This window comes from Novosphingobium sp., assembly GCF_040398825.1.
In the GTDB taxonomy this organism is placed as follows: Bacteria; Pseudomonadota; Alphaproteobacteria; order Sphingomonadales; family Sphingomonadaceae; genus Novosphingobium.
Genome location: NZ_JBBATI010000058.1, coordinates 1 through 12,891 on the forward strand (window position 1 = coordinate 1; position 12,891 = coordinate 12,891).

Genomic DNA, 12,891 nt, shown 5'->3' on the forward strand with positions numbered 1-12,891 from the left:
AACGATACCAGTAGGTTATGGTGGTCGGGTGGGGAGGCGGGGCGGGAGGTATGAGCCGCGCTTAGCGCGACCTGTTATAAGAATTTTTCCGGGGGCAGAATGATGGGGCGGTCGCGGCGCAATTTTCTGAGCGATATCGGCCTGGCCGGCATCGGCCTGAGCTTTACCGGCGCGCTGGGGGCGTGCGCGCGCAACAGCCTTGCCGCCACGCTGAACCTGTACACCTGGGACACGTATGTGGGCAAACACACGCTGGCCGATTTTGAAAAGGCGGCCGGCGCAAAGGTCAATATCAGCCTGTTTGCCAACAACGATGAACTGTTTGCCAAATTGCGCGATGGCAATCCCGGTTATGACGTGATCGTGCCGTCCAATGATTTTGTCGAACGGCTGCACCAGGCCGGGTCGCTGATCGATCTGGACCACGCGCAAATTCCCAACCTCGCCAATATCGACCCGCGCTATCTGAATCCGCCGTTCGACCCCGGCCGCCGGGTATCGGTGCCCTATACCTGGATCGTGACCGGCATCGGTTATCGCAAATCAAAGGTCGATGGCGTGCCCGACAGCTGGAAATGGGTGCTCGATTCCGATCGCTACAAGGGCCGCATCGGCCTGCTGGCAGAGGCGAGCGAGCTGTTTGAAATCGGCGCGAAGTATCTGGGGCTGCCGGCCAACACCGCCGATGCCGGCACGATCGCGCGGGTGCAGGCGATGCTGTTGCGACAAAAACCGAACATTGCGGTGTTTCACGATGACAACGGGCAGGATCTGCTGCTGGCCGGCGATATCGATCTGGTGATCGAATACAACGGCGACATCGCACAAGTGATGCGTGAAGACCCCGATCTGGGCTTTGTCATCCCGCGCGAAGGCGGCATTCTGGCCAGCGACAGCCTGTGCATTCCCAAAGGCGCGCCCAACGCGGCTCTGGCGCACCGGTTCATCAATTTCGTGCTGGATGCGCACAATGGCGCGCATGTGTCGGAAACGATCCGCTACCCCACCCCCAACCGCGCCGCGCTGGCGCTGATGCCGCCCGAATACCGCAACAATCCAGTGATTTTTCCCGCCCGGGACGCCTTGGCCAAATGCGAATATTCGAGGTACCAAGGGCAGGATATTCAGTCCGCCTATGAACAGGCAATGACGCGGGTGCGCGCCGGCTGATCAACACCGATACGATCACAGTTTCCCGCCGTGGTACTCGCTCTGCGATCATCGTCCCCGCGCGCACGTGGCGGTGAGCGCCGCCACGATGGGCTGCCGGCACACCGGTGGTGACACAATTTGTTACAAAATCCGGATGCATGAAATAGAGTGTCTTTTTCACCACAGCCGCCGACGGGATAACCGGCGGGCAACAAGGTGTTTGACATTTGTGACCATCCGGAGTGAATTTGCCCCATAGTAAACTGTGATCCCTGCCCGGAAAAAGCGTCGTGCCAGCGCGCTACCGCCCGGCAGCAAAGGGATCACGCGACAGCGCATGCGATCTAGGGGGTACTATCAATGAACTACACTGCACACCGCGCAATGTCGCGCAGCGCCCGCAAATTTCTGCTGGGCGCGGCGACCAGCCTGACCGTGCTGGCGCCGGTGGCCGCGCATGCGCAGGCAGCAGGGGCGGCACCCACCGCCGCCGATCAACCGGCCGCCACCCAGCCAACGGCGGGCCTGGGCGAAATCGTGGTGACCGCGACGCGGCGTTCGGAAAGCGTGCAAAAGGTCGCGATCAGCCTGCAGGCGCTGTCGACGGAAAAGCTGCAACAGCGCCAGGTGGTCAATTTCAACGACTATGTCGCGTTGCTGCCGTCGGTCAGCTTTGCTTCGTTGGGGCCCGGCCGGTCGGATCTGTTTTTTCGAGGGGTGGCCTACGACGGCGGCACCGGTGACAGCACCGCGTTGTCGACATCGGGGATCTATCTCGACGAAATCCCGATGACGACCGCCGGGCGCATGCCCGAAGTGCACGTGTATGACATGCAGCGGGTTGAGGCACTGGCCGGCCCGCAGGGCACGCTGTTTGGTTCATCATCGCTGTCAGGCACGCTGCGGCTGATCACCAACAAGCCAAAGATCGGCGTATTCGAAGGTGGCTACGACGTCAGCCTGAACAAGTTTACCAAGGCCGGTGCCAATTTCGGCACGGTTGACGAAGCATTCGTCAACATCCCGGTGTCAAAGAACATCGCGGTGCGGCTGATGGCCTATTACGACCACACCGGCGGGTTTATCGACAATGCCCCGGGAACGGTCAACTACAACATTTATGACCGCAACACCCAGGAACCGGGCGGGATTTATACCGTCAGCAACAGCAGCACGTTGCCGGGCAATGCGGTGAACAACATTGCCAAGCGCAATGCCAACCCGGTGGACGAATACGGCGGCCGCATCGCGGTGCTGGGCGAATTCGGTGACTGGACGGTGATGCCGCAGCTTATCTACCAATATCTCGACGCCAAAGGCGCGTTCAATGTCGATCCGAGATTTGGCGATTTGACGGTCCACGATTACAGCGCGAGCGAAGACCGCGATGCGTGGTACCAGGCCGCGCTGACGATCAACGGCAAAATCGGCGATTTCGACGTGGTCAGCTCCACCGGCTACATGCACCGCCGGGTAAAAAATTCCAACGATTACACCTATTACAGCGTCGCCTACAACAAGGCGGCCTATGCATCGTATGAGTGGTTCCACGACAAATCGGGCAATCTGCTCAACCCGACCCAGGTCTATCTTGGTAACAACACCTACAACAAGTTCACGCAGGAAGTGCGCGTTTCCGTGCCGAAATCGTGGCCGTTTTCGCTGACTGTCGGCGGGTTTTACCAGTTCCAGAAAAAGAACATCAACGAACAGTATGCGATCCCGGGCCTGAGCAGCGCGGTCGATACGTTTGCCGCCAGCGCCGCCTCGGTCGGGCCGACCGCCGGCACCACGGTCAGCCAGCTGTTGCGCGGCGATGCCTATTACCTGACCGAAACAGACCGGTCCTACCAGGACTATGCGCTGTTTGCCGAAGGCACCTATGAAATCGTTCCGCACCTGAAGCTGACCGGTGGCATCCGCCTGTTCCGCGCCAAGAACGAGGAAAAAGGCTTTAACGGCACCGCAACCGCCGCCGCCCAGGAAATTGGCGCCGGCTGTGCCACGCCCTTCACCGCGCCCCGGTTGCAAGCGTGCGACAACGTGTCGGTTTACAACCAGCTGGATGCCAACAACAATATCGTGGTGGATACCAACGGCGTGCCGATCACGCTGCCCGTACCCAAATACAACGAAAAGGGCGAAACGCACAAAGTCAGCCTGTCGTACCAGTTCGAAACCGACAAGATGGTCTATGCCACCTATTCAACCGGGTTCCGCCCGGGTGGTGCCAACCAGATCGCCCCGCGTCAGCCGTTCAGGGCGGACACGCTGGCCAACTATGAAATCGGGTTCAAGACAACGTGGAACCACATTTTCCGCCTGAACGTTTCGGCGTTTTACGAAAAGTGGAAGGGCATCCAGTACGTCTTCGTTCCCACCGGGTTCAACGGCAACAACATGATCACCAATGCCGGTAATGCCCGCATTTACGGCCTTGAATCCGACTTTGACCTGAAACTTGGCGCGTTCAGCCTGTCGGGATCGGGCGCATACACCAATGGCGCACTTACGACCAATTTCTGCCAGCTGGTTCCGGGCAACAAATCGACGGTGTTTTACACCGATTGCGACACCGACCCGACGCATGTCGAGGCCGCCAAGGGCACTCGGCTGCCACGCCAGCCGCGCTTCAAGGGCCAGGTGCAGCTGCGTTACGAAACCCAGTTGGGCAAGCTCAATTCCTTTGCCCAGTTGGCAGCGGATCATCAGTCTTCGTCCACGTCCAACCTCAGCCCGGTCAAAGACGCGCTGCTGGGCGATCCAGCACCGTTTACCAGTGTCGATCTTTCAGCCGGGGTCAGTCATGACAAATGGGGCGTGGAACTGTTTATCGACAATGTGTTCGATGAACGCGGGCAATTGTCACGCAACACGTTCTGCGCGATCACTGTTTGCGGCAATCCTGATCCCGCTAAAAACACGACCCGCTACCTGCCAATCCGGCCACGCTTTCTGGGCATAAAGTTTTCGAACAAGTTCTGATCAATGCGATCGCGGGGTCAGCCGGAATTCCCGGTTGACCCCGCCGCCGCGCCCGCTTATGTGCGCGGCCTGCCCCGGTGCCGGCCCCACGGCCAGCCACCACAGCAGCCCCACGGGGCGGAGTAGCTCAGCCGGTTAGAGCAGCGGAATCATAATCCGCGTGTCGGGGGTTCGAGTCCCTCCTCCGCTACCAGTGGCCTGTTGGCCGCAATGGGCGAACAGTTGAAAAACACCCGTTCCAGATCGTTCAGGCAGATGAATGCCAGCGCGCGAAAGCATGCGTTTGCAGCAGGTACATGGGTGTCGCCAGCGATCAGGGCATTGTCCATGGTCAGCGGTCCCGGGCGCAAATCCAGCCATGTTTTTCGACTATTGGCGCGCAATTCTGTTGAATAGCGTCGGTTGATTGCAGACATAGCGCGTCAGGCATAGCGGTCCGCTCTCGCTTTTCGGTCAATACCCCTGCAGAGGTATTGCGCCTGAACGGCCTTGACGTCAGATTGGACCCCGATGGATTTCCGCCATCCGCAATCGTTGTGTACACGCCGTGCCATCGGCCATCGGCGCGGCGGCGCATGTGCCGCTGGTGAAGGTCGCCAACCATGACATCAAACACCCAGCCCCGGGCGGGTACCCTGCGTTCGTTTTTTCCCGACGACTGGGGTCTGTTGTTGGCCAGCTTTGGCTATTCGCAGGCGATCGGCCTGATCATCTATTGGACGCTGCCGCTGTTTGCCGGCGCGCTCGGCACCTGGCTGGGATTGACGGCCACGCAAGTGGGGCTGGTCGGGACGATTGAATTTGCCGGGCTGTTCCTGGGCTCGGTGGCACTTGCCCCGTTCATGCACCGGGTGTCGCGGCGCAAAACCGCATGGCTGGCGGCCGGAACCGTGGTCCTGGCCAACATCGGTTGCGCGGTGCTGCCGCTGAGTTTCAGCACGCTGATCGCGCTGCGGTTGCTCAGCGGTCTGGGTTGTGGTGCCGCGCTGTCGATCGGCAATGCGACGATGGCATCCAGCGCCGATCCTGACAGCACGTCAGGCCATGTCACGCTGCTGTTGATCGCGCTGATGATCGTGCTGCAGCCGGTGGAGGCCGCGATCAGCGCGCAGCTGGGCCTGCGCGCGGTATTCTGGGGCTATGTGGTGATCGTGGCACTGGCGTCGCTATCGGCGTTTTTCGTCCCCGAACCGGCGCGCGACGAACCGGTGCATACCGCGGCAGAGCCGTCAGCGGTCAGCCCCTTGCGGTCGGCAAGCGGCATCCTGCTGATTTCGGTCGCGCTGCTGTTCGGCCTGCGCGACACGCTGCCCTGGCTGGTTACCGAAAAGATCGGCACCGACGCCGGGTTGTCGGTGCAACAGGTCGGCACGGTGCTGTCGGCGATGTATGCGGTCAGCGCGCTGGGCCCGATGCTGCAACTGGTGCTGGCGCGGCGGATGCCGTCGCACTGGTTGCTGGCCACGGGCATTCTGGGTGCGGGGCTGTTTCTGGGGATGTTCACCTGGGCCAACGGCAGTGCCATCCGCTTTATCATCGGGGTGGTGGCCTGGGCCACGATCTATTTCCTGGCCTATGCGCAGCTCTATGCGGCGGCGGCGCTGTTTGACCGCAGCGGGCGCGTCGCCTCTGCCGCCGGCGGCGCGTTTATCGCCGGCGTGGCGATCGCGCCGTCGGTGGGCGGCATACTGGTCGACCAGGGCGGTTTCGACGCCATGGGCTATGCCGAAGTCGCGCTGACGGTGGTGATGGTGGTGTGCAGCCTGTGCGTGCGCACCACCAGGGATGGCGCGCCGGTTTAGACGGGCCTATTCTGACCCCGCGAAAGCCTCGGCATCGGCATAAGGGAACCACCAGAAATCCTGCGGCCGGGATTCGGGGTCGATCATCACCATGCGGGTATGGCGAAACTGATCGAGCCCCTCAGAACCCAGCTGGCTGCCCACGCCCGACAGCTTGCGCCCGCCAAACGGCGCGGCGTTGTTGTCCATCAGCGGCACGTTGACCCAGGTCATGCCGGATTCAATCTCGTTGATCGCGCGGTGCGTCTCGCTCAGGCTGGTGGTATAAACGTTGGCGCCCAGGCCATATTCCGAAGCATTGGCCAGCGCGATGGCCTGGTCGAAATCGGCGACGCGGCAGATCGACATGCCCGGCCCAAAGGTTTCGGTGTTCAAAATCTCCGCCTCTGGCGCCACATCGGTCAGCACCACCGGATTGACGAAAAAGCCGGCGTTCAGACGCGCCGGGCGCCCGCCGCCGGCGGCAACGGTGGCGCCGGCATCGATCGCGCGTTCCACCAGCCCTTCAAACCGGGTGCGTTCGCGGTTCGACACCATTGGCCCCATGTCGACTTTGCCCAGGCCGTTGCCGATGCGAATTTTCCCGGTCAGCGCCACCACTTTGGCGACGAATGCGTCGTGAATATCCTGATGGATGTAGAATCGTTCGGCCGAGGTGCAGACCTGCCCCGCGTTGATATTGGCGGCAAACACCGCGGCGCGCGCGGCAATATCCAGATTGGCCGAGGGCATGACGATAAACGGATCGTTGCCCGATGTTTCGATCAGCGCCTTTTTGAAATGTTCGGCGCAACCCATGGCCACCGCGCGCCCTGCCCCCACGCTGCCGGTAAACGCCAGGCCATGCACGTGCTTGTGCGCGACCATCGCCGCGCCCACCCGCGCGCCACCGGTGATCAGCCCGACCAGCCCCCGGGGCAGGTGCGGCAGGATCACTTTCAGAAACAGCACCGACGACATCGACGTGTGATCGGACGGTTTCAGCACCACGGCGTTGCCCGCACCCAGCGCCGCGGATGCCTGCCAGGCCACCAGCACATAGGGAAAGTTGAACGCCATGATGATGCCCACCACGCCCAGCGGGTGTTTGGTCACCAGATTCATGTGCCCGGCCTCAACCGGGCCGACCACCCGCCCGTGGTCATGGCGCGAAACCTCGGCATAATAGCGAAAGGCCATGATCGACCAGGTCACTTCGTCGAACGCCTCCTTGTACGGCTTGCCCATTTCGCGGGTCAGCGATTCTGCCAGCAAGGGCCGGTGGGCCTCGATCGCCTGGGCCACTTTGTGCAGAGCCTCGGTCCGTTCGAGCGCGGACATGGCAGCCCATGTGCGTTGCGCGCGCCTGGCGCTGTCCACGACGGCGTCCAGTTCGGCATCGGTGGCATCGGCGACACTGCCGATACGCAATTCGGTGGCCGGATCGATGACATCACTGACCAATGTCGATGTGCTACCCACGATTTCGCCATCGATAATGATTTTGCTGCTGTTGTCGCGAAACGGTTCGAACACGGTCATCGATCTCTCCTGAACAATCCAGCATTCCTGCATGCGATCGGGCCGCGCAGCAGCAACCGGGCGCGTCGCATCCATCCATGTCACATCGCATCGATCCGGCACGGGCGCAAACCCCTGTCGCCAGGCACGGCGATCTTTACTGCAAGATACCGTGCTGCCTGCCCTTGAACGCAAGGCCGGTTGGAACAACGCCACCGAGCATAGTGAGTGACCGCTGTGAAGGCGCAACCCGCAGGGCAGCTTTTTCCAGATCGCCGGGATTTCCTGCCTTTCAGGACACGCCCCAATGGCGGACGCTACCGCGTCTGAGCAATCCACAGGAGCTCCGTGATAAGGAGACCGGCGAAAGCAAGACCAATAGCGAGGCGGCTTAGGCCTACGGTGGTCAATAGGACGCTCGCGATTATCACGGCACAGGGGACGGATAGTTCGACCGCAGGAAAGTGAAAAGATGCTGTTGCCCTGTGCAATGCATCATCCTGACCTTCATACCAACCCTGCATTCTCTTGAGCTCCAGTCCCGTCCATACGAGCCAGAGGGCCGCGAGCACCGGCAGCGCATGTCGGATTGAATAACGAATTGCGGGTGAGGACTTGAATGATATCATGCAATCACTCGTATCATTGACGATGCTCTCTTCCCACAAACATTTGGCCGTTCCGGTGCCGATGGTCGGTTCAGTTGCGGCAACGGCAGCTACCGCCCCGGTTTTAGCCATACCATCGTCATTCCTGCGAAAGCAGGAATCCAGGTACCCCGGGTCCGAGACAAGATTGTTTCGTATAATCAGCATGTTCTGCCATCCACTCTGGATTCCTGCGTTCGCAGGAATGACGAGGAGTGAGTTGCCGAACGACTGCTAACCTCCAGCTCCTCCATAGCCGAGCCGACGCGCAAAGACCGATAGCCGCCGTTGGTTTAGGTCGGGCGCGAAGGGCTGCTTTCAGGCATTCTGATCGAGAAGATGCCGTTCCGGACACGACAGCATTGCGGACGTTCGCATAGGGTGCAAGAATAGCTGGATGCGTATCAAGATTGTTCGTCGCCCGATTGGGGAAGCTCCCGACTGGGTTCGTGATGCTTGGATTGGTTTGTCCTTACCATTGGCTGTTGATAGGCAGCGCGATTGGTGGGGGCTCGGCGTGTTGAGCGGCCCGAGCAATGCCTTTCTCCAACTCTGGGCGCTTGTTTCGGGCAAAGGAATAAAGCTGACGGGTTTCAGCGTGAACGCGAAAGTGGCGGTCGATATATTGGAAGAGGTCGACCCCAAGGCCGCTGGATGGTGGCGTGAGCATACACCAACATTGGTAAGCGGAAAGCGATGCTTCGTATTCGACGCTCACGCATGCGAGCGCGAAGAATAGTCCCAGCGGCGGAACGCCACGACTTTGCCGCCATATCGGAGCCGATGGCCGTAGGTCGATAGCCGCCGTTTTTTCACGCTGGCTGCGAAGGGCAGCTTTCCAAATTTTCGCAGCGAAAGCGGCCTGCCCGGACACGCCCCATTTCCCCACCCAGCGACCCCTGCGGCAATCCCCTGAAAGCTGACCGTAGACTGCGGCTTGATCTGCGCCAGGACCTGCCAGTCCGCAACCTGTCCATCCAAGTCATCCGCACGGCATGAATTTATGTCAGCCGTCGTGCAGCTCGTTCACCGCGCGCCAGGCCTGATCGATGGCGATGTGGGTATAGGCGCCCCAGCCCGCATCGGTATTGGCAATCGCGATGCGGCCAACCCGCTGTCGGCCCCGTTCTTCCGGAAACGGTTTCGTGTCGGTCTGGTCATACAGCGCGCTGGGGGAATAGCTGTAGCCGTGCGACCAGCGGTTGACGGTGATCGCGGCGATATCGCGATCGGCGTCGAACCCGCCCGGGCCCAGCATCGCGCCGAGCATCCTGCGCAGCGGGTTTTCGAAATCGGCAAAGCTCATGTCGAACAGCTTGGTCCGGGCCATACGGTATCGCGTGGCAAGGTCGGTTTCGGCGGGCACATCGGGCACCGTGGGCACATGCACCATATGCAGCAGCACAGGCTGCGCGGGATCGGCCGAGAACCGGTATGTGCCCAGGCTGACCGGGTAATCCAGTTTCACCACCGAAAAGAACGCCGATGGGCTGGTGACCGCGTGCACTTTCAGCCGGTCCCACGCCTGCCAGTTTTTCAGCAGCACGTTGGTATAGGTCAGCGGGCCTTTGACATTGCGCCGCAGCACGTCGGCCTGGTCCTGCGGCAGGCCGGGCATGAGATAGGGGATCATCATGTTGTAACCGGCCATGATACAGGCCTTTGCCTGCACCCGGTGCAGCACGCCATCGGTGACATAGCCCACATCGACTGGCCCCTTTGGCTGTTCGACGCGGACCACGGTGGCGCGCTGGCGGATGCGCACCGCTGACCCGGCGCCATCAAGCCGGGTGTAATCGAACGGCGCGGTCACGATGTCCTCCATCGTGGTTCCCGGCGCGATGCCCGGCACCAGGCCGCGCACCAGCAGTCGCGCGATCGACGCATTGCCGTCGGGGAAGTGATAGATATAGGGCTCCCCCATCTCGGCACGCGCCTCTTCATCCAGCGTCAGCGCCAGCCCCTGAAAACCGGGATAGCCATAGCGAAAGGCATCGGTGGCGCTGACCCCGTCGATGCCGACAGCGAAAAAATCACACGTATCGTTGCGCAGGCACGCGACCACCAGCGGATCGACCTTCCACCACGTGGTCAGAAATTCCAGATAGGTCATATGATCCAGACGATGCGCAATCGCCTGTGCATTATCGCCCGGCCAGAAATTGCGCTTGTCGGTATAGAGCGCAATCAGCTGCTGTTTTGGCCCGTCGGCAAGGGGAAAGTCCGCCAGAAACGCAGGCAAAGGTCTGGCATTCAGCCGCGCCGGATCAAGGTCGTCCGCCACGCTCAGGATCGGACTGCCGGCTACCAGCGCGTCGGTGCCAAAGCTGGCCTTGTCAAAAAACACCGCGCGGCTCATCCCCCGGCGCGGATAGTGATCGCGGTCGAACGCGGCTGCGAGGCGGGCGGTATCGACGCCCAGGTCTTTCAGCAGGCCATTGACCACCGGGCTGAACAGCGCCTTTGGCGATTGCAGCGATTCGGTGCCGCCATAGCCGATCAGCGTCTGGCCCGCGAAGCTGAACTCGTTGCGTTTGGCGTGCCCGCCGAAATCATCGTGATTGTCCAGGATCAGGATTTTGGCGGCCGGATCGCGCTTGCGCCAGAACCACGCCGCGGCCAGCCCGCTGATGCCCGATCCGACGATGATCAGATCATACAGCCCCTGCTCAACCGGCTTTGCCGACAGATCAAACACTTCGCCATCGCGCAGGCGATGCGCAACCTCGAACGCGCCGGCATGGCTGCCGCGCATACCGGTGGCCGCAGGTGGATAGGCGGCGGCCCCGCCCTGCGCCGATCCCGCGTCATGGCCCGGGCCGCACCCCGCCAGCAGCAGCGATGCCGGGGTGATCCCCGTACCGATGGTCAGCCCCACGCCATCCAGAAAGTCACGCCGGGTAATCGCCATCGTCACAGCCTCCAACATTACCGGCACAACGGTCATCGCGACCTGGGTCAGCCTTCGCAAAACGCGCCGATCATTCCAGTGCCATTTCCACCACTTTGCAAGCGGATCGCGCTACCCTGCAGAAGGCATTGCGGCTTTGCTGGCCGCCGCCGCCGTGACGCGCACCAGCCGATGGATCGCGGCACGGTAATCGTCCTCGGTGCGCGTTTCATATTTGATCCCGGCGGCAGTGACCGACAGAAACGCCGCAAATTCGGCCGGACCACCAAACGCGGCAAGATCCGCGCCCTGGGCAGCCGCAGCCGCAGCCCGCCGGATCAACAAATCGCTGAACCCGCGATCAAGCCGATCGGCCTCTGCCAACGTCAGCCCGGCATCCAGATCGAACAATTCCGCGCCGTGCGGGGTCGTGCGCAGCAGCCGGAAAAACCGCAAGTCCTTGGCCAGGATGGTGGCGGCCAGATTGTCGGCCAGCGCGGCGTGATCGTCCCACGCCGTTTCGGCCGCGGCCAGGGCATCATCGATGACCGATGCCGCGAGCGCGGCAAACACCGCGCGCTTGTCGGGAAAATGCAGATAGAGCGTGGCGCGTGCGATGCCGGCTTCGCGCGCGATATCGGCCATGCTGGTGCGTTTGAACCCGTGGCGCGCAAACAACGTCAATCCGGCATCGAGCATCCGGCGCAGGTTTGGACTTGAACTGGACACATTTGACATCTGATGTCCATTATGATAGCCAAAGCTGATTGGCAACAGGTGATACCATAAAGGCTGATACGACAATGGCTGATACGACAATGGCCGATACGACGACGGGCAAGGGCAGCGTACTGGTCACCGGCGGATCCGGCTATGTCGCAAGTTTCTGCATCGGCCAATTGCTGGATCAGGGCTGGACCGTGCGCACCACGGTGCGCAGCCTGGCGCGTGAGGCAGAGGTGCGCGCCACCATTGCACGCCTGACGGCCCATGGCGACCGGCTGACCATGTTTGCCGCCGATCTCAACGCCGACGCCGGCTGGCGCGAAGCGGCGGAGGGCTGCGCAGGGGTGCTGCATGTCGCATCACCCCTGCCGCTGGCCAATCCAAAAGACGATGACGTTCTGGTGAAGCCAGCGCGCGACGGCGCCTTGCGCGTGTTGCGCGCCGCCCGCGATGCCGGTGTGCGCCGGGTGGTGATGACATCATCCACCGCAGCGGTCTGTTACGGCTATGGCAGCCGGCACGAACCTTATACCGAAGCGGACTGGTCCGACCCCACCGACCGGACCGATTCATCGGCCTATGAACGGTCGAAAATGATTGCCGAACGCGCGGCATGGGAATGGCTGCAAACCGAAGGCGGGGCGCTGGAACTGGTAACAATCTGCCCGGGTGCGGTGCTGGGCCCGGTGCTGGGCCAGGATTTTTCGGCGTCGATCGACATCGTCAAAAAACTGCTGGATGGATCGCTGCCCGGACTGCCGCGGTTTGGCTGGCCGCTGGTCGATGTGCGCGACATTGCCGACCTGCATCTGCGCGCGCTGACCGCGCCGGTGGCGGCGGGCAAACGCTATATCGGCGCCGGACCGTTTTTCTGGATGAGCGACATTGCGCAAGTGCTGCGCCGCGATTTGCCCGGCACAGGCGCACGCGCCCCGAAACTGCGACTGCCCAGCTGGCTGGTACGGCATAGCGCCCGGTTTGATCCGGTGGTGCGCGAACGCCTGTTCGAACTCGACAAGGAACGGCCAATCTCGGCCGAACGCGCCCGCACCGAATTGGGCTGGGCCCCGCGGTCGGCAGCGCAAAGCATTGTCGATACCGCGCGCAGCCTGATCGCCGAAGGTCTGATCAAGGCCTAGAGCCAGATGACGTTAGGTTGGACCGCCGTGACGGAGCCGATTTTGGCCCA

8 protein-coding genes and 1 tRNA gene are annotated in these 12,891 nt (G+C 61.7%); 6 read left to right on the forward strand and 3 right to left on the reverse strand.

The features are described from left to right. The first annotated feature begins 102 nt into the window (after positions 1-102). The 4 genes from ABWP89_RS17945 to ABWP89_RS17960 all read left to right on the forward strand — a co-directional run bounded on the left by ABWP89_RS17945 (position 103) and on the right by ABWP89_RS17960 (position 5,939). The gene (locus ABWP89_RS17945) at positions 103-1,170 is read left to right on the forward strand and encodes a polyamine ABC transporter substrate-binding protein (protein WP_353231017.1); all 1,068 of its coding nucleotides are present in this window, start codon (positions 103-105) and stop codon (positions 1,168-1,170) included. 342 nt (positions 1,171-1,512) lie between these two features. Next, positions 1,513-4,137 (forward strand): TonB-dependent receptor, encoded by a 2,625-nt coding sequence (locus tag ABWP89_RS17950; protein ID WP_353231018.1) that lies wholly within the window; start codon positions 1,513-1,515, stop codon positions 4,135-4,137. A gap of 116 nt (positions 4,138-4,253) precedes the next feature. Further along, a tRNA-Met gene (locus tag ABWP89_RS17955) sits at positions 4,254-4,330 on the forward strand. A gap of 409 nt (positions 4,331-4,739) precedes the next feature. Next, positions 4,740-5,939 carry an MFS transporter gene (locus ABWP89_RS17960; RefSeq protein ID WP_353231019.1) on the forward strand — a complete coding sequence of 400 codons (1,200 nt, stop codon included), beginning with the start codon at positions 4,740-4,742 and terminating at the stop codon, positions 5,937-5,939. 6 nt (positions 5,940-5,945) lie between these two features. Here ABWP89_RS17960 and ABWP89_RS17965 read toward each other — a convergent pair whose 3' ends face one another. After that, entirely contained in the window at positions 5,946-7,562 is a 1,617-nt protein-coding gene (locus ABWP89_RS17965; protein WP_353231020.1) for an aldehyde dehydrogenase family protein, read from the reverse strand. 921 nt (positions 7,563-8,483) lie between these two features. On the opposite strand from ABWP89_RS17965, the gene ABWP89_RS17970 reads away from it, so the two are divergent. After that, entirely contained in the window at positions 8,484-8,825 is a 342-nt protein-coding gene (locus ABWP89_RS17970) for a hypothetical protein (RefSeq protein ID WP_353231021.1), read from the forward strand. A 267-nt stretch (positions 8,826-9,092) separates the two neighbouring features. On the opposite strand, the gene ABWP89_RS17975 is transcribed toward ABWP89_RS17970, so the two are convergent. Together ABWP89_RS17975 and ABWP89_RS17980 are read right to left on the reverse strand one after the other, a co-directional pair. Further along, positions 9,093-11,033: a flavin monoamine oxidase family protein gene (locus tag ABWP89_RS17975; protein ID WP_353231022.1), complete on the reverse strand. Its 1,941-nt coding sequence runs from the start codon at positions 11,031-11,033 to the stop codon at positions 9,093-9,095. Positions 11,034-11,108: 75 nt separating this feature from the next. Then, the gene (locus ABWP89_RS17980; protein ID WP_353231023.1) at positions 11,109-11,714 is read right to left on the reverse strand and encodes a TetR/AcrR family transcriptional regulator; all 606 of its coding nucleotides are present in this window, start codon (positions 11,712-11,714) and stop codon (positions 11,109-11,111) included. Positions 11,715-11,779: 65 nt separating this feature from the next. Between ABWP89_RS17980 and ABWP89_RS17985 the strand changes: the two genes are divergently transcribed. After that, positions 11,780-12,841 (forward strand): SDR family oxidoreductase, encoded by a 1,062-nt coding sequence (locus ABWP89_RS17985; RefSeq protein ID WP_353231024.1) that lies wholly within the window; start codon positions 11,780-11,782, stop codon positions 12,839-12,841. Positions 12,842-12,891 lie beyond the last annotated feature (50 nt).

Excerpts from the sequence above, each read along its gene's own strand:
- ABWP89_RS17945 (WP_353231017.1), top strand. The coding sequence starts at position 103 with ATGGGGCGGTCGCGGCGCAATTTTCTGAGCGATATCGGCCTGGCCGGC.
- ABWP89_RS17950 (WP_353231018.1), top strand. The coding sequence starts at position 1,513 with ATGAACTACACTGCACACCGCGCAATGTCGCGCAGCGCCCGCAAATTT.
- ABWP89_RS17960 (WP_353231019.1), top strand. The coding sequence starts at position 4,740 with ATGACATCAAACACCCAGCCCCGGGCGGGTACCCTGCGTTCGTTTTTT.
- ABWP89_RS17970 (WP_353231021.1), top strand. The coding sequence starts at position 8,484 with ATGCGTATCAAGATTGTTCGTCGCCCGATTGGGGAAGCTCCCGACTGG.
- ABWP89_RS17975 (WP_353231022.1), bottom strand. The coding sequence starts at position 11,033 with ATGACCGTTGTGCCGGTAATGTTGGAGGCTGTGACGATGGCGATTACC.
- ABWP89_RS17980 (WP_353231023.1), bottom strand. The coding sequence starts at position 11,714 with ATGTCAAATGTGTCCAGTTCAAGTCCAAACCTGCGCCGGATGCTCGAT.
- ABWP89_RS17985 (WP_353231024.1), top strand. The coding sequence starts at position 11,780 with ATGGCTGATACGACAATGGCCGATACGACGACGGGCAAGGGCAGCGTA.